Source organism: Xanthomonas theicola (assembly GCF_014236795.1).
Lineage (GTDB): Bacteria > Pseudomonadota > Gammaproteobacteria > Xanthomonadales > Xanthomonadaceae > Xanthomonas_A > Xanthomonas_A theicola.
This window is the reverse complement of record NZ_CP049017.1, coordinates 954,960-978,456: the sequence shown is the minus strand read 5'-3', so window position 1 is coordinate 978,456 and position 23,497 is coordinate 954,960. Positions and strand designations below refer to the sequence as shown.

General features: G+C 67.5%; 22 protein-coding genes. 16 read left to right on the top strand and 6 right to left on the bottom strand.

Annotation, left to right across the window (positions count from 1 at the left end):
• The first annotated feature begins 3 nt into the window (after positions 1-3).
• Positions 4-2,106: a PAS domain-containing sensor histidine kinase gene (locus G4Q83_RS04295; protein ID WP_246432277.1), complete on the top strand. Its 2,103-nt coding sequence runs from the start codon at positions 4-6 to the stop codon at positions 2,104-2,106.
• A gap of 4 nt (positions 2,107-2,110) precedes the next feature.
• Positions 2,111-3,835 carry an EAL domain-containing protein gene (locus tag G4Q83_RS04290; RefSeq protein ID WP_128420570.1) on the top strand — a complete coding sequence of 575 codons (1,725 nt, stop codon included), beginning with the start codon at positions 2,111-2,113 and terminating at the stop codon, positions 3,833-3,835.
• Positions 3,836-3,950: 115 nt separating this feature from the next.
• Here G4Q83_RS04290 and G4Q83_RS04285 read toward each other — a convergent pair whose 3' ends face one another.
• From G4Q83_RS04285 to flgA, 4 genes are all read right to left on the bottom strand, one after another.
• Positions 3,951-5,105: an ATP-binding protein gene (locus G4Q83_RS04285; RefSeq protein WP_246432366.1), complete on the bottom strand. Its 1,155-nt coding sequence runs from the start codon at positions 5,103-5,105 to the stop codon at positions 3,951-3,953.
• A 167-nt stretch (positions 5,106-5,272) separates the two neighbouring features.
• Complete coding sequence (locus G4Q83_RS04280) at positions 5,273-5,611, bottom strand: flagellar protein FlgN (RefSeq protein WP_386273504.1); 339 nt, start codon at positions 5,609-5,611, stop codon at positions 5,273-5,275.
• Between the two features lie 2 nt (positions 5,612-5,613).
• Positions 5,614-5,931, bottom strand: a complete 318-nt coding sequence (flgM, locus tag G4Q83_RS04275; RefSeq protein ID WP_128420573.1) for a flagellar biosynthesis anti-sigma factor FlgM — start codon at positions 5,929-5,931, stop codon at positions 5,614-5,616.
• Positions 5,932-5,996: 65 nt separating this feature from the next.
• Positions 5,997-6,641, bottom strand: coding sequence for a flagellar basal body P-ring formation chaperone FlgA (gene flgA, locus G4Q83_RS04270; protein WP_128420574.1), 645 nt, complete (start codon positions 6,639-6,641; stop codon positions 5,997-5,999).
• A gap of 196 nt (positions 6,642-6,837) precedes the next feature.
• On the opposite strand from flgA, the gene G4Q83_RS04265 reads away from it, so the two are divergent.
• The 14 genes from G4Q83_RS04265 to G4Q83_RS04200 all read left to right on the top strand — a co-directional run bounded on the left by G4Q83_RS04265 (position 6,838) and on the right by G4Q83_RS04200 (position 21,435).
• Entirely contained in the window at positions 6,838-7,782 is a 945-nt protein-coding gene (locus G4Q83_RS04265) for a chemotaxis protein (RefSeq protein ID WP_128420575.1), read from the top strand.
• A gap of 150 nt (positions 7,783-7,932) precedes the next feature.
• Complete coding sequence (flgB, locus tag G4Q83_RS04260; RefSeq protein ID WP_128420576.1) at positions 7,933-8,334, top strand: flagellar basal body rod protein FlgB; 402 nt, start codon at positions 7,933-7,935, stop codon at positions 8,332-8,334.
• A gap of 2 nt (positions 8,335-8,336) precedes the next feature.
• Entirely contained in the window at positions 8,337-8,744 is a 408-nt protein-coding gene (gene flgC, locus G4Q83_RS04255; protein ID WP_128420577.1) for a flagellar basal body rod protein FlgC, read from the top strand.
• 44 nt (positions 8,745-8,788) lie between these two features.
• Positions 8,789-9,460 (top strand): flagellar hook capping FlgD N-terminal domain-containing protein, encoded by a 672-nt coding sequence (locus G4Q83_RS04250; protein WP_128420578.1) that lies wholly within the window; start codon positions 8,789-8,791, stop codon positions 9,458-9,460.
• 25 nt (positions 9,461-9,485) lie between these two features.
• Positions 9,486-10,709, top strand: coding sequence for a flagellar hook protein FlgE (gene flgE, locus G4Q83_RS04245; RefSeq protein WP_128420579.1), 1,224 nt, complete (start codon positions 9,486-9,488; stop codon positions 10,707-10,709).
• A gap of 140 nt (positions 10,710-10,849) precedes the next feature.
• A complete protein-coding gene (locus tag G4Q83_RS04240) occupies positions 10,850-11,605 on the top strand; it encodes a flagellar basal body rod protein FlgF (protein ID WP_128420580.1) in 756 nt (251 codons plus the stop codon).
• A 117-nt stretch (positions 11,606-11,722) separates the two neighbouring features.
• Complete coding sequence (flgG, locus tag G4Q83_RS04235; protein ID WP_128420581.1) at positions 11,723-12,508, top strand: flagellar basal-body rod protein FlgG; 786 nt, start codon at positions 11,723-11,725, stop codon at positions 12,506-12,508.
• Between the two features lie 23 nt (positions 12,509-12,531).
• Positions 12,532-13,233 carry a flagellar basal body L-ring protein FlgH gene (flgH, locus tag G4Q83_RS04230; RefSeq protein WP_128420582.1) on the top strand — a complete coding sequence of 234 codons (702 nt, stop codon included), beginning with the start codon at positions 12,532-12,534 and terminating at the stop codon, positions 13,231-13,233.
• Between the two features lie 8 nt (positions 13,234-13,241).
• Positions 13,242-14,360, top strand: a complete 1,119-nt coding sequence (locus G4Q83_RS04225; RefSeq protein ID WP_128420583.1) for a flagellar basal body P-ring protein FlgI — start codon at positions 13,242-13,244, stop codon at positions 14,358-14,360.
• A 1-nt stretch (position 14,361) separates the two neighbouring features.
• Positions 14,362-15,582 (top strand): glucosaminidase domain-containing protein, encoded by a 1,221-nt coding sequence (locus G4Q83_RS04220; RefSeq protein WP_128420584.1) that lies wholly within the window; start codon positions 14,362-14,364, stop codon positions 15,580-15,582.
• A gap of 11 nt (positions 15,583-15,593) precedes the next feature.
• On the top strand, positions 15,594-17,468 hold the full coding sequence (flgK, locus tag G4Q83_RS04215) for a flagellar hook-associated protein FlgK (RefSeq protein WP_128420585.1): 1,875 nt from the start codon (positions 15,594-15,596) through the stop codon (positions 17,466-17,468).
• On the top strand, positions 17,465-18,673 hold the full coding sequence (flgL, locus tag G4Q83_RS04210) for a flagellar hook-associated protein FlgL (protein WP_128420586.1): 1,209 nt from the start codon (positions 17,465-17,467) through the stop codon (positions 18,671-18,673). The genes flgK and flgL overlap by 4 nt, the downstream gene beginning before the upstream one ends.
• A 335-nt stretch (positions 18,674-19,008) precedes the next feature.
• Positions 19,009-20,193: a flagellin gene (locus G4Q83_RS04205; protein WP_128420587.1), complete on the top strand. Its 1,185-nt coding sequence runs from the start codon at positions 19,009-19,011 to the stop codon at positions 20,191-20,193.
• Positions 20,194-20,451: 258 nt separating this feature from the next.
• Complete coding sequence (locus tag G4Q83_RS04200; RefSeq protein ID WP_185817191.1) at positions 20,452-21,435, top strand: IS5 family transposase; 984 nt, start codon at positions 20,452-20,454, stop codon at positions 21,433-21,435.
• Positions 21,436-21,538: 103 nt separating this feature from the next.
• Here G4Q83_RS04200 and G4Q83_RS04195 read toward each other — a convergent pair.
• A protein-coding gene (locus tag G4Q83_RS04195; protein ID WP_128421800.1) for an IS5 family transposase occupies positions 21,539-22,322 on the bottom strand; the annotation gives its coding sequence in 2 pieces (ribosomal slippage) (positions 21,539-22,004 and positions 22,003-22,322; 786 coding nt in all).
• A gap of 171 nt (positions 22,323-22,493) precedes the next feature.
• Complete coding sequence (locus tag G4Q83_RS04190) at positions 22,494-23,423, bottom strand: AraC family transcriptional regulator (protein ID WP_128421799.1); 930 nt, start codon at positions 23,421-23,423, stop codon at positions 22,494-22,496.
• Between the last annotated feature and the right edge of the window lie 74 nt (positions 23,424-23,497).

The window sequence follows — 23,497 nt, the reverse complement described above, 5'->3', positions numbered from 1 at the left end:
GGCATGGAACCACATTTCGATATTTTCCCGAACGCCCACCCATCGTCGGACATGCGCCTGGCGCAGCGGCTGGATCGCGGCATCTGGCGGGCGGCGTTGCTGTACCTGCTGGTCGCCCTGGCCTGGTCCTTGGGCAGCGACCTGCTCCTGGCCCGATTCGTGGACAACCCGCGAACGCTGGCCATGCTGCACGTGGCCAACGATGTGGCGTTCCTGCTGCTGACCGCCGTTGCCCTGTATTGCCTGCTGCGCCCGCTGGTGCGCGGCACGGTGCAGGCCCATGCGCGGCTGGCGCTGTCCGAGGCCGACTACCGGCAGATGTTCCAGGCCAACCCCAGCCCGATGCTTGTCTACGACATGGAAACACTGCGGGTCGTCGATGTCAATCCGGCTGCGGTCACCTTCTTCGGCTGGCTGCACGACGAATTCGTCGGGTTGCAGTTGGACCGGCTATGGCCGCCGGGCGCGCTGGAGGACCTGGACGCGGTGATCCAGGCGATCCGCGACACCCCGTCCAAGGTCTGCGTGGTGGCCGGCCCGCTGCGCCTGCGCGACGACAGCCAGCGCATGGTCGAGGCGCGCAGCACCCGGCTGGACTACCGCGGCCGGGACGCGCGGCTGGTGGTGGTCAACGACCGCAGCGCCGAGCACGAGGCGCAGCAGCGCCGCGACCAGGCCTTGCAGCGGCTGCAAGAAGCGCAGGCCATCGCCCGCCTCGGGTCCTGGCAACTGGACCCGGCCAGCGGCCTGGGCGGCTATTCCGACCAGGTCTACCGGATGCTCGGCCGGCGCGTGCCCGAGCAGCCGCGCCTGCATCGCCTGGAAGAACTGCTGGTACCCGCCGACCTGGCATCGCAGGGGCGCATCCAGCGCATGTTCGAGGAGCTGTGCGGCGCCGCACCGGTACATGTGGACATGCTGCTGCCGGTGCTGGCGGCCGACGGCCAGGCGCGCATGCTGCACCTGCGCGCCGAATCGGCCCGCGACGACGCCGGTGCGGCCTGCGTGCGCGGCACCCTGCAGGACGTGACCGAGCACGAACGCTCGCGGCGCCTGCTGCACGAGCGCGAGGACCAGTTCCGCGAACTGGTGCGGGTGCTGCCGGACGGGGTGGCGATCCTGCACCGCGACCATGTGCTGTACGCCAACGCGGCCTGCGCCGGGCAGTTCGGCTACGAGGGCGAAAACCTGCTCGGCGAACCGCTGCAGGGCCTGGTCCATCGCAACGACCTGCAGCAGGTGCGCGAGCAGATGCGCGATGCCGGCGACAAGGGCGAACGCGGCACGCCCGCGCGCATGCGCCGCCGCGACGGTTCGCTGTTCCATGCCGGGCTGTCGTTCGGCACGGTGCGCTACAGCGGCCGCGACTGCAAGCTGCTGATCGTGCGCGACCTGAGCGAGCCCGAGCGCATGCGCGACGCGCTGGCGCTGAGCAACCGCGAACTGCAGGCGATGGCGCGGCGGCTGTTCTCGCTGCAGGAGGACGAGCGTCGCGCGATCTCGCGCGACCTGCACGACGACATCGGTCAGGCGATCACCGCCATGAAGCTGTCCGCGCACGCGGCACTGGACGAATCCGACGCCGCGCGCCGCCGCGAGGACCTGAACGAGATCGTGCAACTGGCCGACAGCAGCATCACCAAGCTGCGCAACCTCTCCACCCTGCTGCGCCCGCCGCAGTTGGATGCGCTCGGCCTGGAGGCGGCACTGCGCTGGCAGGCCGGCATGCTGTTCCGCGCCTCGCCGGTGCGTCTGCAACTGGACATCGCGGCCTTGCCCGCGCGGCCCAGCGGCGAGGTCGAGCAGGCCTGCTTCCGCATCGCCCAGGAGAGCCTGACCAACGTGCTGCGCCATGCCTGCGCCGGCGAAGTACGGATGACACTGAGCGACGAGCGGCACCGGCGGCTGCGCCTGGAGGTGATCGACGACGGCGACGGCTTCGATCCGGCCGGGCCGCGCGGGCTGGGCCTGATCGTGATGCGCGAGCGCGCGCAGAGCGCAGGCGGTACCCTGCAGATCGACACCGCGCCGGGCGCGGGCACCCGGGTGACGCTGTGTCTGCCCTACACGATGGCGGCGACGCCGTCCCATCCACCTGGACCCTGAAACGATGTGGAATCCCACAGTCTCCGCGCCACTGGACGACGCCCTGCCGTCGCGGCTGGGCGCTGGCCATCCTGCACTGATCGGCATGATCGCCGAGGCGCTGGCCGGCGGGCCGGGGGTGATGCTGCTGCACATCGACATCGACCACTTCGCCTCGATCAACGAGAACATGAACGCGGAAGTCGGCGACCACGCGCTGGCGCTGCTGGCGCAGCGGCTGCAGGCGCACCTGCGCGGGCGCGGCCTGCTGTGGCGCCATGGCAGCGACGAACTGATCATGGCGGTGCCGCGCACCGCCGACGTACCGCCGCCGGAAGCCTTCGCCGAGGAGATCCGGCAGCAGATCGAGCTGCCGCTGTCGGTGCTGCCGTACACCTTGTTCATGACCGGCAAGATCGGCGCGAGCCTGTGCCCGGAACACTCCGCGCACCTGTCCACGCTGCTCGACTACGCCGAGGACGCCGTCTACCAGGCCGCGCGCGAGGGCGGCAACATGGTGCGCCTGTACGCGGCCGACGGCCCGCCCAGCGCGCACAGCGAGAGCATCATCTCGCGGCAGATCGTCGATGCGATCCCCAACGGCGAGCTGCGCCTGCGCTACCAGCCGATGGTCAGCGCCCGCGACGGCCGCGTGGTCGGCATGGAATCGCTGCTGCGCTGGCAGTCGCCGACCCTGGGCATCCTGGTGCCGGAGCGTTTCATGCGCACCGCCGAGCGCCTGGGGGTGATCGTGCAGATCGGCACCTGGGTGCTGGAGGGTGCACTGCGCCAGGCGCGCTTGTGGCGCGACCAGGGATTCGACGACTTCACCATCGCGGTCAACGTCTCCACCCTGCAGTTGCTGCGCCCGACCTTCTTCAACGAAGTGATGTCGGCGCTGCAGGCGGCCGGCGTGCCGCCGCAGATGATGGTGCTGGAGATCAACGAGAGCGCGCTGACCAACAACGTCAACTTCGTCCACGAGACCCTGGCCAACCTGTGCCGCGAAGGCATCAGCCTGAGCCTGGACAATTTCGGCACAGGCGATTCCAGCCTCAGCGCGCTGGTGCGCTATCCGGTGGACAAGCTGAAGATCGACCGCAGCTTCATCAAGAGCGCGCCGGCCGGCAACCGCGAGGCGGCGATCGCCCGCGCCATCATCGCCATGGGCCACCAGCTGGGCATGGTGGTGATCGCCAACGGCGTGGAGTCGCAGGCGCAGCTGGGCTTCCTGCGCCGCAACGACTGCGACATCTTCCAGGGCTACCTGTTCGGCGAGCCGATGTCGGCCGAGGCCGCGGGCATGGCGCTGCGGCGCCGCTACCTGCGTCCGGAGTCGTTCACCGAAACCCGCCCCAACCGCACGTTGCTGCTGCTCGACGACGAAGAGAACGTGCTGCGCTCGCTGGTGCGCCTGTTCCGCCGCGACGGCTACCGGATCCTGGCCGCCGGCAACGTGCGCGACGCCTTCGACCTGCTCGCCACCAACGACGTGCAGGTGATCCTGTCCGACCAGCGCATGTCCGACATGAGCGGCACCGAGTTCCTGGGCCGGGTGAAGATGCTCTACCCCGACACCATCCGCCTGGTGCTGTCCGGCTACACCGACCTGGCCACGGTCACCGACGCGATCAACCGCGGCGCGATCTACCGCTTCCTGACCAAACCGTGGAACGACGACGAACTGCGCGAGCACATCCGCCAGGCGTTCCGCACGCATGACGAGCAGCGGCGGGATGGGCAGATGTGAGGCCGGGACTGGGGACCGGGGACTGGGGACCCGGAAAAGCGTAAGGGCAACGGCGCAGCAGCGCCTGCGCGCCAGGAGCGCCGCTCTTCCGGGTCCCCGGTCCCCGGTCCCGGCTTCACTTCGGCTGCCGTACAGGAATCACGATGCGAAAGCTGGAGCCTTCGCCGACGGTGCTGGCCGCGTCGATGCGGCCGTGGTGCTTGTTGATGATGCCGTAGGAGATCGACAGGCCCAGGCCGGTGCCGCTGCCGACCGGCTTGGTGGTGAAGAACGGGTCGAAGATGCGCTGCAGCAGGTCCGCCGGGATGCCGGCGCCGGAGTCCTTGAACTCGATCCACACGTCCTCACCATCCTGGCCGGTGCTGACCGCGATGGTGCCGCGCTCGCCGATCGCCTGGCCGGCGTTGAGCAGCAGGTTCATGTACACCTGGTTGAGCTCGGACGGCAGACACTCGACCAGCGGCAGGTTGCCGTAGCGGCGGTCCAGGGTGACCTTGTACTTGAGTTCGTTCCAGATGATGTTGATCGTGGACTCGAGCCCGGCGTGCAGATCGACCAGCTTCCACGATTCCTCGCGGCCGGAATACGAAAAATCCTTCAGGTCGCGCACGATGCGCGTCACCCGCTCGATGCCCTCGCGCGATTCGGCCATCAGCTGCGGCAGGTCGCGGCTGATGAAGTCGATGTCGAAGCGGGTGCGGATGTCGTCGATCTCCGGGATCAGCGCCTTCGGATCGGACGCGCGCAACGCGCGCTCGTAGGCCTCGATCAGGGTGAACAGGCTGCGCAGGTATTCCTGCAGGCTGCCCAGGTTGGAGTGCACGTAGCCGATCGGGTTGTTGATCTCGTGCGCGACGCCGGCGGCGAGCTGGCCGATGGAGGCCATCTTCTCCGATTGCAGCAGCTTTTCCTGCGCGCCGTTGAGGCGCAGATAGGCCTGGCGCAGTTCGGCATGGCGCTGCTGCAGTTCCTGCTCGTAGTCCTGCTGGCCTTCGATGCCCTGGATCAGCACCAGGTAATGGCCGTCGTCGCGGTCGGCATGAAAATACAGGTGCGCCAGCACCACATGTTCCTCGGTCGGCAGGCTGCCGCTCCAGCGGCCGCTGCTGCGCGCCTGCGACAGCGCATCGCCGGGCAGCCATTGCGCCAGGCGTTCACCCAGCGCCTGGCCGTCATCGCCGGTCTCGGGACGGCACAGGTGCGCGCGCGCGGCGCTGTTGGCCAGCAGCAGGCGGCCATCGGCGCGGAACAGCAGCAGTCCTTCGTACATCAGTTCGCTCAGGGCGAGCAGGCTCTTGCGCGAGGGCAAGGGCACCGGATCGCTGGAATCGGGATCGGCGGAATTCACGAAAGCAGATGGGTGACGAGCGGGCGCTCAATCATACGCCGATGCCGCCGCCGCGTGCGCGACGCCGGCACGCGGCCGGCGCGGAATGGTCAGGCGATCGCCAGCGGGCGGCTGGTCCGCAACGTGCTGGACTGGCCGTGGGCGTCGTAGGACGGCGCGCTCTCGCTGCGGCCTAGGTGGCGCAGGGCCCAGTTGACCTCGCGCCGCCGTCGCGACAGCAGCGCGCCGTTGGCGCGGTTGGCGTCGGCCAGTTCGCGCAACTGCGATTCGGCCTCGGCGCCGGCCGGTACGTCGGCCTCCAGCGCGCGCAGCGCGTCCAGCTTGTCGCTGGTCGCCTGCATCAGCCGTTCCACGTTGTGATCCAACAAGGCCTGCCGTTCGCCGGCGAGCGCGTCGCTGAGCTGTTGCAAGAGGTTGGTCACGGGCATGTTCATGCGCTGAGCTGCTGATCCATGGCGAGCATGCGGTTGGCGATCGCGTCCGGGTCGATCTTGTAGCTGCCGCCCTGCAGCGAACTGCGCACCGACTCGACCCGGTTGCTGTCCACCGCCGGCGCTGCCGCCAGCTGGCGTTGCAGGGTCTGCAGGCCCGACGCTTCGCCGGTCAGGCTCAGGCTGTCGGAGGCGGCCGCGGCGTTGACCGCGCGCGTCTTGCCATCCTCGGACGCGGCGGATGCGGCCTTGGTGTTCACGGACGAAGGACGAAGGGTGGCCGGGGTGGGCGAATTCCCTTCAATTTTCTGGCTCATGACGAAATCCTGCTGCGGGTTCGATAAGGTTAACGGCGTTGCGGCAGGAGACTTTAGCCCGGATCTCACCGCGTCACAAAAACGTCGCCGTTTTGCGACACCGTTCCCTGAACGACACGACGCGACGACAGGTTCTCGACGGACACCCGCTCGTTTTCGCCAGCGTCGCCGAGCGCGCGACCGGCCATGCGCACTTCCAGGCTTCCGTTGCGTGCCACCAGTGCCACATTGTCGCCGCGCCGCACCAACCGCTGCGCGATCAGGTCGCTGGCCGTCAGCAGGCTTCCTGCCGACAGCGTGCGCCGCGCCACCTTGCCGATCGCCGCCGCCGGGTCGGTCATCGCCGCACCGACGATCCGCGCCGCGTCGCGCTTCTCGGACACCATATCGGCAGCGCCGAGGGTTTCTCCAGCGGCCAGGCCGCGGCTCAGCACCAAGACGTTCTGCAGGCGTCGCACCTTGACCGGCACGAACAGGCGCCAGCCGGCCTCGCGCGGGCAGCTCACTTCCACCGTGGTGGTGCCGGTGGGCTGCGCCTGCAGCGGCGCCGGGCACAGCGGCACGCGCACCGACGGATCCAACGTCGCCTCGGCCTCGGCGTCGGGGCCGATGGTGGACAGCGCTGCGGCGCGGATCGAGTCCACCGATTGGAAATCCGCGGCCCGGGCCGGCACGGCCGTCGCGAGAACCACTAGCAGGATCAGGCGCATGGCCGTCTCTTTGAAGGATGGTGATGTGGGCAGCTGCAAGCAAAGCCTGTGCCACCATGCGCGTGGCCGGTGGCCATGCCGCGCAGCGGGCTGTTTCCAGTGCAGCGTGCATCGGCCGCAGACGCGGCGCGCGGCGCGGCGGCGTTTGCGCCAACAGGGGCTCAAGTTCCGCCGCGCAGGCGCCGATATGAACGCCATGTCTCATGACCTGCTCAACCGAATCGACCAGCGCACCCGCTTGGCGGGCCACAACCGGCTTGCCCTGCTGCTGTTCCGGCTGGGCGGTCGTCAGCTTTTTGGCGTGAACGTCTTCAAGGTGCAGGAAGTGCTGCGCCGGCCGGAGCTGTTCCAGGTGCCGGGGCTGCCACTGCAATTCTCCGGCGTCGCCGATGTGCGTGGCCGCTCTGTGCCGGTGCTCGACCTGGGCCTGGCGATCGGCCACCCGGAACGCGAACCGCATGCCGACAAGGCGCCCGGCTACCTGGTGGTCACCGAGTTCAACCGCTCGGTGCAGGGGTTCCTGGTCAGCGGCGTGGAGCGCATCGTCAACATCGCGGTGGAGGACATCCACCCGCCGCCGGAACTGGGCGCCGAGTCCAGCTACCTGACCGCGGTGACCCGCTTCCAGGGCGAGCTGATCCAGGTCATCGACGTGGAAAGCGTGCTCGCCGACATCGCCCAGACCCGGGTCGAGGCGCAGATCGACCCCGCGCTGGCGCTCACCGGCTCGCAGCTGCAGGTGCTGGTGGTGGACGACTCGCGGGTGGCGCGGCAACAGATCCGCAGCGTACTCGACCAGCTTGGGGTCGGCGCCACCCTGCTGTCCGACGGCCGCCAGGCGTTGGACCATCTCCTGCAGATCCAGGCCAGCGGCGAGAACCCGGCCGACCGCTATGCCATGGTGATCTCCGACATCGAGATGCCGGCGATGGACGGCTATACGCTGACGACGGAAATCCGCCGCCATCCCGGTCTGGCCGGCCTGTACGTGCTGCTGCACACCTCGTTGTCGGGCGTGTTCAACAACGCCATGGTCGAACGCGTCGGCGCCAACGCCTTCGTCGCCAAGTACAGCCCGCACGAACTGGCCGACTACGTGCTGGCGCGGCTGCGGGTGGTCGCAGAAGCCCAGGCCGCCTAGGTTCCGCGGCCCCCGGCGCGACGCCGGCGGCCTGGCCGCCTGCCTCCCCCACCATGGCGGAGGCGATCCTCGCGCGGCGCGCGGCCCCCACGCCCCCGGTTTTGGCACAGGCCTTGCCTGTCTCCCTGCAACGATCCGCGGGAGCGTGCCATGACCAATCCGATTTCATCCTTCCTAGGTGTCCACGGCGACGCCCTGCCGCTGCGCGAGCAACGGATGAAGCTGATCGCCAGCAACCTCAGCAACGTCGACACGCCCGGCTACAAGGCCCAGGACCTGGACTTCGACGCGGCGATGCGCGCCGCGCAGGGCCAGCGCGACGGCAGCCAGATGGCCGTCACCGACAGCCGCCACATCGCGGTCGGCGGCAGCACCGGCCTGAATCCGTTTCAGGTCACCCGCGAGGCCAACCAGCCCAGCCTCGACGGCAATACCGTCGATGCGGATACCGAACGCGCCGCCTACGGCCGCGCCGCGCTGGAGTACCGCGCCTCGCTGAGCTTCGTCGAATCCAAGGTGCGCGGCATGCTCACCGCGATCACGGGCCAATAAGCATGAGCAATCTGCCGATCTTCGATGTCGCCGGTTCTGCGCTGCAGGCGCAGTCGGTCCGGCTGAGCACCATCGCCAGCAACCTGGCCAACGCCGACTCGGTGGCCGGTTCGGCCGAGGCCGCCTACAAGCCGATCGAACCGATCTTCCAGGCCGTACGCAACCCGCACGACAGCAGCCTGACCGCGGTCAACGTCAAGGAAATCACCCAGAGCAAGGATCCGCCGCTCAAGCGCTACGAGCCCGGGCATCCACTCGCCGATGCCGACGGCTACATCTACTCGCCGGACGTGGACCCGGTGTCGCAGATGGTCAACCTGATCTCCGCCTCGCGCAACTATCAGGCAGGCGTGGAAGTCCTCAATACCGCCAAGGAACTGGCGTTGGCCACCCTGACCATGGGCCGCTGAGCGCCCTTTCTCCCTACCGCCGCCTCACGGCCCAGGACGTACTGATGAGCACCGTTTCCAGCGATATCTATTCCAGCCTCGGATTGACCGCCTCCAGCGCCACCACCACCACCTCCAAGTCGTCGACGTTGAGTCAGGCCGACTTCCTGAAGCTGATGACCAAGCAGTTGCAGCACCAGGACCCGCTCAAGCCGATGGACAACAGCCAGATGGTCTCGCAGATGGCGCAGCTGTCCACCGTGCAGGGCATCGGCGATCTCAACAAGACCGTGACCGCGCTGTCGAACTCGATGAATTCCGACCAGATCCTGCGCGGCGCGGCGCTGGTCGGGCGCAAGGTGCTGGTGCCGTCGGCGACGATGCCGCTGGGCGCCGAGGGCGGCGCCACCGGCCTGGTCGCCGCGCCCAGCGCCGGCACCGTCAACTTCGCCGTCAGCGACGCCAACGGCAACGTGGTCAAGCAGATCAGCGCCAGCGCCAGCAAGGCCGGCGAAGTCAATTTCAACTGGGACGGCACCGACGCCGCCGGCAAGCGCCTGCCCGCCGGCAGATACAGCATCGCCGCCACGCATACCGACAGCAAGGGCGCCAACACCACGCTGTCCACCTACGTCCAGGCCCCGGTGGAAAGCGCGAGCGTGGGCTCCAACGGCATCTATCTCGATCTCACCGGGCTGGGCACCACCCCGCTCGCCAACGTGCTCCGCGTCAGCTGAGCCGGCCAATCCACAGGAGTCCATCATGGGTTTCAATACTTCGCTGTCCGGTCTCAAAGCGGCCAACTCCGACCTCAACGTCACCGCCAACAACATCGCCAACGTCAACACCACCGGCTTCAAGGAATCCCGCGCGGAATTCGCCGACCTGTTCTCGACCACCGGCTACGGCCTGGCGCGCAACGCGATCGGTGCCGGCGTGCGGGTCAGCAACGTCGCCCAGCAGTTCTCGCAGGGCAACGTCGATCCGACCGGGCGCAGCCTGGATCTGGCGATCCAGGGCGAGGGCTTCTTCACCCTGACCAACAACGGCGCCAAGGTCTATTCGCGCGCGGGCAACTTCCAGACCGACGCCAACGGCTACGTGGTCAATCCGCAGGGCGCCCGGCTGCAGGTGTTCCCGCCGGCCGCCAACGGCAACGGCTTCGCGGTCGGCACGCTGAGCGACCTGCAGTTGCTGACCACCGACAGCGCGCCGAAACAGACCAATACCGAGAACCTGATGTTCACCCTGCCCGGCAACGCCAAGGCTCCGACCGTGGCCCCGTTCAATCCTGCCGACGCCAAGAGCTACAACCACTCCACCGGCGGCGTCACCGTCTTCGATTCGTTGGGCGTCAGCCATACCCAGACCTCGTACTTCGTCAAGACCGGCAGCGCCAACCAATGGCAGGTCTACAACTACGTCGACGGCGCCGCGGTCGGCGCGCCAAGTACGCTGCAGTTCTCCGACAGCGGTGCGCTCATCGCCCCCGCCAACGGCAAGATCGCACTGGGCGCGTTCACTCCCGTCACCGGCGCCGGCACGCTCAACCTGACCCTGGACGTGACCGGCTCGACCCAGTACGGCGAGGCATTCGCGCTGCGCGACGCGCGCCAGGACGGCTACGCCAGCGGCAAGCTCACCTCGATCAGCATCGACGCCAACGGCGTGGTCTATGCGCGCTACTCCAACAACGCCGACAAGGCGCTGGGCCAGGTCGCGATGACCAACTTCGTCAACCCGCAGGGGCTGAGTTCGCTCGGCGACAACGTGTGGGCGGAAAGCTCCGCCTCGGGCAACGCGCGCATCGGCGCGCCGGCGACCTCGGACTTCGGCGGCATCCAGTCCGGCGCGCTGGAATCCTCCACCGTCGATCTCACCGAACAACTGGTCAACATGATCGTCGCCCAGCGCAACTTCCAGGCCAACTCGCAGATGATCTCGACCCAGGACCAGGTCACGCAGACCATCATCAACATCCGTTGATGGTGATGCCGGGACGCGGGACCAGGGACTAGGGACTCGGAAAAGCGTGGAGATCGGTAAGCTGGCGTTATTCCGCTGCCGCCCTTGCTTTTCCGAGTCCCGCGTCCCGCGTCCCGCGTCCCGGCTCCCAGGAGCTCCCCATGGACAAAGCACTCTACGTCGCCATGACCGGCGCCCGCGCTTCGCTGCAGGCGCAGGGCACGGTGTCGCACAATCTGGCCAATGTCGACACCGCCGGCTTCAAGGCGGCGCTGGCCAATACCGAGGCGTTCCGCATCAAGGGCGCCGGTTATCCGTCGCGGATCGACGCGCTGCACATCGACCAGGGCTTCAATCGCGACGTCGGCACCCAGCAGGTGACCGGCAATGCGCTGGACGTGTCGTTCAGCGCCGACAACTGGCTGGCGGTGCAGGCCAGCGACGGCAAGGAGGCGTACACGCGCGGTGGCGAACTGGCGCTGACGCCGAACGGCCAGCTGGTCACCTCCAGCGGCCGCGCGGTGCTCGACGACCAGGGCAATCCGATGGCGATCCCGCCGCACCAGGCGCTGGAGATCGGCGAAGACGGCTCGGTGTCGATCGTGCCGCTGGGCGAAGGCCCGCAGGCGATGACCGTGGTCGGCAAGATGAAGGTGGTGCAGGCGCCGGCCGAACGCCTGGAACGCCGCCCCGACGGGCTGATGCGCAACATCAGCGACGATCCCACCCAGGCCTTCGCCCTGGCCACCGGCACCGCGGTCCACACCGGCGCGCTGGAAGGCAGCAACGTCGATGCGGCCGGCGCGCTGGTGCAGATGATCCAGCTGCAGCGCCAGTTCGAAATGCAGGTGAAGGTGATCAAGCACGGCGACGAGAACGCGCAGTCGGCCAACACCATGCTGCGCCTGAACGGCTAAGCCCGCCACGGGCGCCGCGCCGTTGCCGACGAAAAGCCGGCGCATTTGTGGCACGGCACATGCATCAGTCCCCCTGCCCCTCGCGGATCTCGGGGCCACCATCAGAGGAATCGGGTCATGAATCAGGCTTTGTGGGTCGCCAAGACCGGACTGGATGCGCAGCAGACGCGCATGTCGGTCGTGTCCAACAACCTGGCCAACACCAATACCACCGGCTTCAAGCGCGATCGCGCCAGCTTCGAGGACCTGCTGTACCAGCAGGTTCGCCAGCCTGGCGGCGCGACCTCGGCGCAGACCCAACTGCCGTCGGGCCTGCAGCTCGGCACCGGCGTGCGCGTGGTCGCCACCTCCAAGGATTTCGAGCAGGGCAACCCGCAGCAGACCGGGCGCGCGCTGGACGTGATGGTCAACGGCCGCGGCTTCTTCGAAGTGCAGATGCCCGACGGCACTTCGGCCTACACCCGCGACGGCAGCTTCCAGATCAATGCGCAGGGCGAGCTGGTCACCAACAGCGGCTATGCGGTGCAGCCCGGCATCCAGGTCCCGGAAGGCGCGCAGTCGCTGACCATCGGCACCGACGGCACGGTCAGCGTGCAGGTCGCCGGCACCGCCGCGGCGCTGCAGATCGGGTCGTTGACGCTGAGCGATTTCATCAATCCCTCGGGCCTGCAGGCCAAGGGCGGAAACCTGTACGCCGAAACCGCCGCCTCCGGCCCGGCGCAGGCCGGCACGCCCGGCCTCAACGGCCTCGGCACCACCGTGCAGGCCTCGCTGGAAGGCAGCAACGTCAACGTGGTCGAAGAGCTGGTCAGCATGATCGAGACCCAGCGCGCCTACGAGATGAACGCCAAGGCGATCTCCACCACCGATTCGATGCTCGGCTATCTGAACAACAACGTCTGATCCTGACCCTTCTGGAAACCGCCATGTCGCGTCCATCCTCTCTTTCCCTCATCGCAGCGCTGGTCCTGCCCGCGCTGCTCGGCGGCTGCGCCGGCCTCGGCGTCGCCGCCGGCGACGTGCGCCCGTATGCGCCGATGGCGCCGATCGTGCCGGTGGTGGCACAGCCGGTGCAGCCCAGCGCAGGCGCGATCTACGCCGCCGGCCCGGGCCTGTCGCTGTATGCGGACCGGCGCGCCCGCGACGTCGGCGACCTGCTGACCATCACCCTGGTCGAAAGCACCAACGCCAGTTCCACCGCCAATACCAGCATCACCAAGAAGGACGCGGTGACGATGGCCACGCCGACCCTGCTCGGCGCGCCGCTGACGGTCAACGGCGTCAACGTGCTCAAAAATTCCACCAGCGGCGACCGCAGCTTCGCCGGCAAGGGCAACACCGCGCAGAGCAACACCATGCAGGGCAGCGTCACCGTCACCGTGATGCAGCGCCTGCCCAACGGCAACCTGGTGATCCAGGGGCAGAAGAACCTGCGCCTGAACCAGGGCGACGAGCTGGTGCAGGTACAAGGCATCGTCCGCGCCGCCGACATCGCGCCGGACAACACCATTCCGTCCAGCAAGGTCGCCGACGCGCGCATCGCCTACGGCGGCCGCGGCGCCGTCGCCCAATCCAACGCGATGGGTTGGCTGAGCCGCTTCTTCAACTCGCGCATCGCGCCGTACTGAGGTTTGCCATGAACCTTCTGTCCCTGTCCTGCCGCCTGCTCGCCGCGTTCGCGCTGTGCGCCGGCCTGGCCGCCCCGGCCGCCGCCGAACGCATCAAGGACCTGGCCCAGGTCGGCGGCGTGCGCGGCAACGCGCTGGTCGGCTACGGCCTGGTGGTGGGCCTGGACGGCAGCGGCGACCGCACCAGCCAGGCACCCTTCACCGTGCAGAGCCTGAAGAACATGCTCGGCGAGCTGGGCGTCAACGTGCCGTCGAACGTCAATCCGCAGCTGAAGAACGTGGCCGCGGTGGCGATCCATGCCGAACTGCCGCCGTTCGCCAAGCCCGGCCAGCCGATCGACATCACCGTGTCCTCGATCGGCAACGCCGTGTCGCTGCGCGGCGGCTCGCTGCTGATGGCGCCGCTGAAGGGCGCCGACGGCCAGGTCTACGCGATCGCCCAGGGCAGCCTGATCGTCGGCGGCTTCGGCGCGCAGGGCAAGGACGGCTCGCGGATCTCGGTGAACGTGCCCAGCGTCGGCCGCATCCCCAACGGCGCCACGGTGGAACGCGCGCTGCCGGACGTGTTCGGCAGCAGCGGCGAGATCACCCTGAACCTGCACCAGAACGATTTCACCACGGTGTCGCGGATGGTCGCGGCGCTGGAGAACACTTTCGGCCCCGGCAGCGCGCACGCCATCGACGGCGGCACCGTCGCGGTGCGTTCGCCGACCGACCCGAGCGCGCGCATCGGCCTGCTGGCACGCATCGAGAACGTGGAACTGTCGCCGGGCGCGGCGCCGGCCAAGGTGGTGGTCAACGCCCGCACCGGCACCGTGGTGATCGGCGCGCAGGTGCGGGTCAGCCCGGCGGCGATCTCGCACGGCTCGCTGACCGTCACCATCAGCGAAGGCACCCAGGTCAGCCAGCCCAACGCGCTGAGCAACGGCCAGACCGTGGCCGCGCCGAAATCGACCATCACCGCCACCAACGAAGGCAGCCGCATGTTCAAGTTCGAGGGCGGCACCTCGCTGGACCAGATCGTGCGCGCGGTCAACGAAGTCGGCGCCGCGCCGGGCGACCTGATCGCGATCCTGGAAGCACTGAAGCAGGCCGGCGCGCTGAGCGCGGAGCTGGAGGTGATCTGACATGCGTATCTCGGCCTCTCCCATCGAACTGAACGCGACCACCCAGAACGATCCTGCCCGGATCGACAAGGTGTCGCGCCAGTTGGAAGGACAGTTCGCGAACCTGCTCGTCAAGAGCATGCGCGACGCCAGCTTCGGCGATTCCCTGTTCCCGGGCGAGAACCAGACCTTCCGCGACATGTACGACCAGCAGATGGCCAAGGCGCTGACCGAGGGCAAGGGGCTGGGCCTGGCGGCGATGATCGCCAGGCAGCTGGGCGGCGGCAGCGCCGCCGCCCAGCTGCCCAACACCTCGATCGGCGCCGCGCAGGCAGCCAAGGCGTATTCGCTGGTGTCCGGCCAGCGCGCCGGCGCCAACTCCGCGGCCGCCGGCGCATCCGCGCTGGCCGATGCCGGCGCAGCGGCCAGCACCGCCGCCGGTGCCTGGAGCGGCATGGACGCGACGGACGCTCCGCAACGCCAGGTCGCGCGCGTGCTCGACCTGATCGCCGGCCGCGAGACCAGCGCGATGCACGACGCGCTGGGCACCAGCCCCGCCGACGGCAGTGCCACGCCGGCGTGGACCGGCGCCGACGACCGCTGGTCGGACCTGGCGGTCGCCGCGGCCGACGACGGCGCCGACATCGACGCCAGCGCCACCACGGCCGCCAATGCCGCCGCGGCCAGCCTCGGCGAACGCACTCCGGAAGGTTTCGTCGCGCAGATCTGGAACCACGCGCAGAAGGCCGCCAAGGAGCTGGGCGTGGATGCGCGGGCGCTGGTCGCACAGGCCGCGCTGGAGACCGGCTGGGGACGCCGCGGCATTTCCCGCGGCGACGGCGCCAGTGCCAACAACCTGTTCGGGATCAAGGCCACCGGCTGGAGCGGCGAACGCGTCACCACCGGCACCCACGAGTACGTCGACGGGGTCAAGCAGTCGCAGACCGCCGACTTCCGCGCCTACGCCTCGCCGGCCGAGAGCTTCGCCGACTACGTGCGCCTGTTGAAGACCAATCCGCGCTACCAGCAGGCGCTGAACGCCGGCACCGACATCCGCGGCTTCGCCCAGGGCCTGCAGCGCGCGGGCTACGCCACCGATCCTTCCTATGCGGCCAAGATCGCCGCCATCGCCGGCGGCCCGACCATCGGCCGCGCCGTCGCCGCGATCGGCAGCGCCGCGGCCAGCGGCATCGAGCGCGTGTTCGCCAGCAACTCCGATCCGTCCAGCACCGTCCGCCGCTGAGGTCGCCGCCCATGTCCGTCCTTTCCACCGGCACCAACGCCCTGATCGCCTTCCAGCGCGCCCTGGCGACGGTCAGCCACAACGTCGCCAACATCAACACCGACGGCTACAGCCGGCAGCGGGCCTCCTTCGCCACCACCACGCCGACCCAGTACGGCTCGAACTACATCGGCAACGGCACCAAGATCACCGACATCGCCCGTGTCGCCGACCAACTGGCGACGTCGCGGCTGCTGGACAGCGGCGGCGAGCTGGCGCGACTGAAGCAGCTGTCGAACCTGTCCGGCCGCGTCGACACGCTTTTTTCCGATACCGCGACCAACATCGCCGGGCAGTGGTCCAAATTCTTCGACGCCACCACCGGACTGTCCTCCAACGCCTCGGCCACCGCCTCCCGGCAGAACCTGCTGGACGGCGCCGGCTCGCTGGTGACCCGGTTCAAGCAGCTCAACGGGCAGATGGACGCGCTCGCCAGCGAGGTCAACAACGGCCTGCTGTCCGGCACCACCGAGGCCAATCGCCTGGCCGCCGAGGTGGCCCGGGTCAATGGCCAGATCGGCAACAACGCCGCCAGCGCTGCGCCGGACCTGCTCGACCGCCGCGATCAGTTGATCGGCCAGTTGATCGGCTACACCGGCGGCACCGCGGTCCAGCAGGACGGTGGCGCGATCAACGTCTATACCGCCGGTGGTCAGGCGCTGGTGGTCGGCACCACCGCCTCCACCCTGACCACGGTCACCGACCCCTACCAGCCGGGGCGTCTGCAGGTCGCACTGCAGGCGCAGGGCACCACGATCGCCCTGGGCGGCAACGCGCTGGGCGGGCAGATCGGCGGCCTGCTCGAGTTCCGCAGCAACGTGCTGGACCCGACCAAGGCCGAACTGGGCCGCATCGCCACCGGCCTGGCGGTCACCTACAACCAGCAGCACAAGGCCGGCGTGGATTTGTACGGCAACATGGGCGGCGATTTCTTCTCGCTGGGCGCACCCAGCGTCAACGCCAGCAGCGCCAACACCGGCAACGCCAAGATCGCCGCCAGCGTCGGCGACCTGAGCAAGCTCAACGGGCAGAATCTGCTGCTGAAGTTCGACGGCACCAATTGGACCGCCCGCCACGCCGACACCGGCGCCAACGTGCCCATGACCGGCACCGGCACCGCCGCCGACCCGTTCATGGTCGACGGAGTGGCGCTGCAGATGTCCGGCAGTGCGGCAGCCGGCGACACGTTCCTGCTGCAACCCACCGCCAACGCCGTCACCGGCATGGCGGTGGCGATCACCGACCCGTCGCGCATCGCCGCGGCCTCGCCGGTCAGCGCAAGCACCACCCTGGGCAACAAGGGCACCGGCAAGCTCAGCGACCTGCGCGTCGTCGATGCCAACAACGCCAACCTGCGCACGCCGGCCGCCATCGCCTTCACCGGCGCCAACCAGTACACCGTCAACGGTGCAGGACCATTTCCCTATACCGCCGGACAGACCATCAGCGCCAACGGCTGGAGCCTGACCCTGGATGGCGCGCCGGTCGCCGGCGACAGCTTCGCGGTCGGCCCCACCGGTGCCGGCTCCAGCAACAACGGCAATGCGCTGATCCTGTCCAATCTGGACGACGCCAAAGCGTTCAACGGCGGCACCATCACCCTCAACGGCGCGGTGTCCGGCCTGACCACCACGATCGGCTCGGCGGCGCGGCAGGCCGCGTACGCAGCCGACGCCCAGGATGTGATCCACACCAACGCGCAGGACGCGCGCGACTCGATCTCCGGCGTCAACCTGGACGAGGAAGCGTCGGACATGTTGCGCCTGCAGCAGGCCTACCAGGCCGCATCGCACCTGATCTCCACCGCCGACACCATGTTCCAGTCCATCCTGAGTGCGATCCGATGAGCAGCAACCGCATTTCCACTGGCATGATGTACAGCCAGTCGGTCAACAACATGCTGGGCAAGCAGGCCAAGATCTCGCACTTGGAACAGCAGCTCGCCAGCGGCAAGCGCCTGGTCACCGCCGCCGACGATCCGGTCGCCTCCGGCACCGCGGTCAACCTGGACCGCGCGGTGGCCGAACTGGCGCGTTTCGGCGACAACGCCAACAACATACAGAACCGCCTGGGCCTGCAGGAGAACGCGCTGTCCCAGACCGGCGACCTGATGGCCCGGGTCAACGACCTGACGGTGCAGGCGAACAGTTCGGCCTTGACCAACGACGACCGCAAGGCGATCGCCTCGGAGCTGAAGTCGCTGCACGCCAGCCTGCTGAGCCTGTCCAACAGCACCGACGGCAGCGGCCGCTACCTGTTCGGCGGCACCGCCGATGCCAGCGCGCCGTTTGCGGTGGTCGACGGCAAGGTGGTCTACAGTGGCGACCAGACCCAGCGCAGCGTGGAAGTGGCGCCGGACACGCAGGTCGCCGACGCCCTGCCCGGCAGCGAGATCTTCATGCGCATCCGCACCGGCGACGGCACCGTCGACGCGCACGCGGCCAGCGGCAATACCGGCACCGGCCTGCTGCTGAATTTCAGCCGCGACGCCGGCTCCGGCAGCTGGAACGGCGGCAGCTACAGCGTTGCGTTCACCGCCGCCGACGCCTATGAGGTGCGCGACGGCAGCGGCGCCGTGGTCAAGACCGGCACCTACAAGGCCGGCGAGGACATCAGCTTCGCTGGCCTGAAGATGCGCGTGGACGGTGCACCGGCGGTCGGCGACAGCTTCCAGATCGGCGCCTCGACCAACAAGGACGTGTTCTCCACCATCACCAATCTGGTCAACGCGCTGAGCTCCGATCCGGTCACCGCCGCCGACAAGGCCGCGCTGCAGAACACCCTGCAGTCGTCGATGCGCGACATCGGCCAGGCCTCGGCGAAGATGATCGACGCACGCGCCGCCGGCGGCGCGCAGTTGGCCGCGATCGACAATGCCGCCGAGCTGCGCGCCTCCAACGAGGTGACGCTGAAGACGACCCTGTCTTCGCTGCGCGACCTGGATTACGCCGATGCGATCGGCCAGTACCAGCTGGAACAGGCCGCGCTCAAGGCGGCGCAGACCATCTTCACCCAGATGCAGTCGATGTCCCTGTTCAACAAACTCGGCTGAATCCCGAGCCGGCCCCGCAAACAAAGGCCCGGAGCGCGGCGACGCCTCCGGGCCTTCCCCCGTTGTACCGAGTTCGTCGCCGCCGCCGGTCGCAGGCCGCGCCTGCGCCACAGCCCTAAAGTTCGGCAAACCGCGGCCGAAACAAACTCTTCGCCGCGACTGCCACAGGCTTGCGGTTCGCCGCATCGCGATGTTTTTCCGCAGCGAATCACTAAAGGTTGTCGACATCACGCCGTTATTTATCTCAGCAGCGGCAACGGCCAATTGATGGCCCCCCTGCGGAGGCTCCAGGCACCGATGGGTTGCCGGATAAATCGCTTAGAGGAGATATCAAAATGGCACAGGTCATCAACACCAACGTTATGTCGCTGAACGCTCAGCGCAACCTCAACACCACCAGCTCCAGCCTGGCGACGACGATCCAGCGTCTGTCCTCGGGCCTGCGCATCAACAGCGCGAAGGACGACGCCGCCGGTCTGGCGATCTCCGAGCGTTTCACCACCCAGATCCGCGGCCTGGACGTCGCCTCGCGCAACGCCAACGACGGCATCTCGCTGGCGCAGACCGCCGAAGGCGCGATGGTCGAAATGGGCAACAACCTGCAGCGCATCCGCGAACTGTCGGTGCAGTCGTCCAACGCCACCAACTCGTCCACCGACCGCCAGGCGCTGAACTCGGAAGTCAAGCAGCTGACCGCCGAAATCGACCGCGTCGCCAACCAGACCAGCTTCAACGGCACCAAGCTGCTGGACGGTTCGTTCTCCGGCGCGCTGTTCCAGGTCGGCGCCGATGCCGGCCAGACCATCGGCATCAACACCATCGTCGACTCCAGGGTCAATTCGCTGGGCAAGGCCGGCTTCGCCGCCACCCAGACCGGCTCGGCGGCCCTGGCCTCCGGCACCGCGACCGCCAGCGGCAGCTTCTCGGGCATGTCGGTCAACGGCGTCAACATCGCCTCGGTCGCAGTGGCGGTCGGCGACGCCGGTACCGACGTCTCCAAGAAGATCGCCGCCGCGATCAACGACAAGCTGGACCAGACCGGCGTCTACGCCTCGGTCGACAGCACCACCGGCGCGTTGAAGCTGGAATCGCTGAAGGCCGGCAAGGACTTCTCGTTCACCGCGGGCTCGGCCACCGGCGCCACCGGCATCACCTTCAGCAACGCCGGCATCAGCGCCTCGGCCACCGCCGTCGCCGGCACCAGCAACACCTTGAGCGACCTGGACATCTCCACCTTCCAGGGGGCGCAGAAGGCGCTGGAAATCGTCGACAAGGCGCTGACCGCGGTCAACTCCTCGCGCGCCGACATGGGTGCGGTGCAGAACCGCTTCACCTCGACCATCGCCAACCTGAGCTCCACCTCGGAGAACCTGTCGGCCTCGCGCAGCCGCATCCGCGACACCGACTACGCCAAGGAAACCGCCGAGCTGACCCGCACGCAGATCCTGCAGCAGGCCGGTACCGCGATGCTGGCGCAGGCCAAGTCGGTCCCACAGAACGTGTTGAGCCTGCTGCAGTAACCGCCCGCCCGACACCTACACGACGCCAAGCCCCTTCGCGAGAAGGGGCTTTTTTGCCGGTGCACAGCGAGGCGTGCTCACCAGGCATTACCGCACGGTGGTCGCGCCTCCTACGCCAACCCACAGAGCTTCACAGAGAAGTACCGCATCACGGCGATGGCTCCCTGCAAGTGAGGCCGTCAGACTTTTCCTAGGGATGGTCTGAACAACTCCCTCTGATCCTGCGACAATCGTACAAAGCCCAACAGGACAACGACGATGCAATTGTCTTTCGGCGACGCGGAGTACAACGGCAAGCGCAAGCAGACGCGGCGCGAAAGGTTGCTGGCCGAGATGGATCAGGTGGTGCCGTGGAAAGACCTGCTGGCGCTGATCGCGCCGCACTATCCGAAGTCGGGCCATCCGGGCCGTCAGCCGTACCCGCTGGAGACAATGCTGCGCATCCACTTTCTGCAGCAGTGGTACGCACTGAGCGACCCGGGCGCGGAAGAAGCCTTGTACGACACGGCGTCGATGCGCCGTTTCGCCAGGATCGGCGGGTTGGATGAGGTGCCGGACGAGACCACGATCCTCAACTTCCGCCGGTTGCTGGAGACGCACGATCTGGCGCGCACGCTGTTCAACCGGGTCAACGCGCACCTATCGCGCAAGGGCCAGAGCCTGCGCGGCGGCACCATCGTGGACGCCACGATCATTGCCGCGCCCAGCTCGACCAAGAACAAGAACGGCGAGCGCGACCCGGAAATGCACCAGACCAAGAAGGGCAATCAGTACTACTTCGGGATGAAAGCGCACATCGGCGTGGACGATGAGTCCGGGCTGGTGCACCACTTGGAATGCACGGCGGCCAACGCCGCAGATATCACCCAGGCGCACAAGCTGCTGCACGGCAAGGAAGACACGGTATGCGGCGACAGCGGCTACACCGGGCTGGCCAAGCGCGAGGAGATGGCGAGCAAGCGCAAGCTGCGCTATCTGATCGCGGAGAAGCCCTCGAAGCTGAAGCAGATCAAGAGCAAGCGCGAATTGAAGTGGGCACAGCGCTGGGAGCACGCCAAGGCCAGCCTGAGGGCGAAGGTGGAGCATCCGTTCCGGGTGATCAAGCGCCAGTTTGGCTACGTCAAGGTGCGCTATCGCGGCCTGGCGAAGAACACGGCGCAAGTGCTGACGCTGTTTGCGCTGTCGAACCTGTGGCTGAAGCGAAAGCAGTTGCTGCCTGTCGTGGGGAGGGTGTGCCTGTAATCCGGGAAATACCCCGGAAATGCGCCGGAAACGGCGAAAAACCGAGGGTCTGAGCGCCGTGGGCGTGGTCGATATGGCTTGCCTCATCCTCCGACCGCGTTGATCAGACTATCCCTAGGGCCTGTTGACACATCCCAAGCCCATCAACGACCAGGACGAAGCTGAGGAATCGGAGGAACATGACATCCAGCTTCTCCAAGCGTGAAAAAATCCAGCGGTCGCCTTTCAAGCGACGCAACAGCCCCTCCACTTCGTTGCGCCGCTTGTACATTTCCCGGTTGTACTCCAAAGGATCGACCCGATTGGACTTCGGCCAGACCACCGGCACGAAGCCAAGATCAAGCGCCAACTGGCGGGTTTCATTGCCTTCGTAAGCACGGTCCAACAGTACATGGATCGGCCGCTCCACTGGCCCCAGGTGTTCAAGCAATGTGCGGCCTGCCGGTGCCTCATGCGCGTTACCGGGCGTCAATCCGAACGTGATGGCTGTTTGAGCATCTGCGGCAACCATATGAATCTTGGCGTTCCATCCACCGCGCGACTTGCCGATGGACTGCGGGCCGTTTTTTTAATGCACCAGTGCCATCGGGATGCATCTTGATGCTGGTGGAGTCCAGCCAGACCGCTTCGATTTCGATGCGCACGATCTGGGACTTCTGCAATTGGGCCAACATCCGGTCCAGCACACCCGCCTTGGCCCAACGGTTCATGCGTGTGCACACCGTATGCCGGTTGCCAAAGCGCTTGGGCGGGCCGCGCCATTTGCAACCATGCTCGGCAACGTAAACGATAGCGTTGACCACTTGCAGGTTGGTCATGCCGACATTGCCGCGCTGCGCCGGCAGGCAATGTTCGATCAGGGAAAATTGCGCTGGCGTGATCTCCATGCCCGATAGTTTAATCGCCTAGGCCATTAGTGTTAACAGACCCTAGTCAAATGCCCGCGCCAGACTCGTTCCGTCCGTCGCGCGCAGACGTCGCGCGAGCATCCTAGCGTGAAGTGAATACGCCAGCGGGCGCGGCTTCTCCTGTCGAAGCCGCAGCACTTTGTGCACAGCTTACTCTGGCAGGGCACCGATCTCGCCCTTGGAGTAGCGTCCAGGCGGTATGCCGACGTACCTTGTAAATGCAACCCCAAACGTGCTGACCGTGCTGTAGCCGACGCGTTCGGCGATGTCCGAGATTGCGACGTCGTGTTGCCGAAGCAGTTGCTTCGCGAGCGCCATCCGCCAAGTCAGCAGGTATTCCATCGGCGCCATGCCGACAGCTGCGCTGAAGCGCTCGAAGAAGACCGAACGCGACATCGCGGCCTCACGCGCCAGCTGGGCCACCGTCCAGGGATCCGCCGGCCGCTGGTGCATCAGCCGCAGCGCCAGAGCCAGCCTGGGATCGGACAACCCGCGCACGAGACCGGAAGAACTCGACTGATTTGCCGTCGACCGCAGGGCTTCGATCAACAGCACTTCCAGCAAGCGCGCCATCACGATCTCGCGCGCGGGTCGGTCACTGCGCGATTCCTCGCCGACCAACTGCACCAAGGTCGACAGGCGCTGCTCGCCCCGGACATGCACCCATTGCGGCAGCAGCGTCACCAGCAGCGCTGCGTCCGGCGATCCGAAAACGCAGTTGCCGACCAACAGTTGGGTGTCGACGGGTCCGTTCGGGTCGCCAACGCGCGCGCCCCCGGGCATGGCGGCGATCGGCGTATCGACCGTGTCACCATCGCCCGGCGGTTGCCGGTCCACGCTGGAGGTCGCGAAGGAACGTGTCGACGGGATCAGTGTGAAGTCGCCTTCGTTCAAGGTGATGGTGTCGCTGCGTGTCGCGCTGTCGATGCGCAGGTAGCAACTGCCCTGCAGCACGACGAAGTAGAAGGGGCGACCTGTCTCGGTGCGGCGAACCGACCACGGCGCCGAGGCAATCACCAGCTTGGAGAACGGCGCGCCTGGCTGCAGCAGCGACACGACTTCGGCCAAGGGATCGGTCATTCGGACTAAATCAACAAAATAATGGATTCTCAAGTGTAGCCAGTCCAGGTCTTGGTGCCTATCGTGGGTGACAT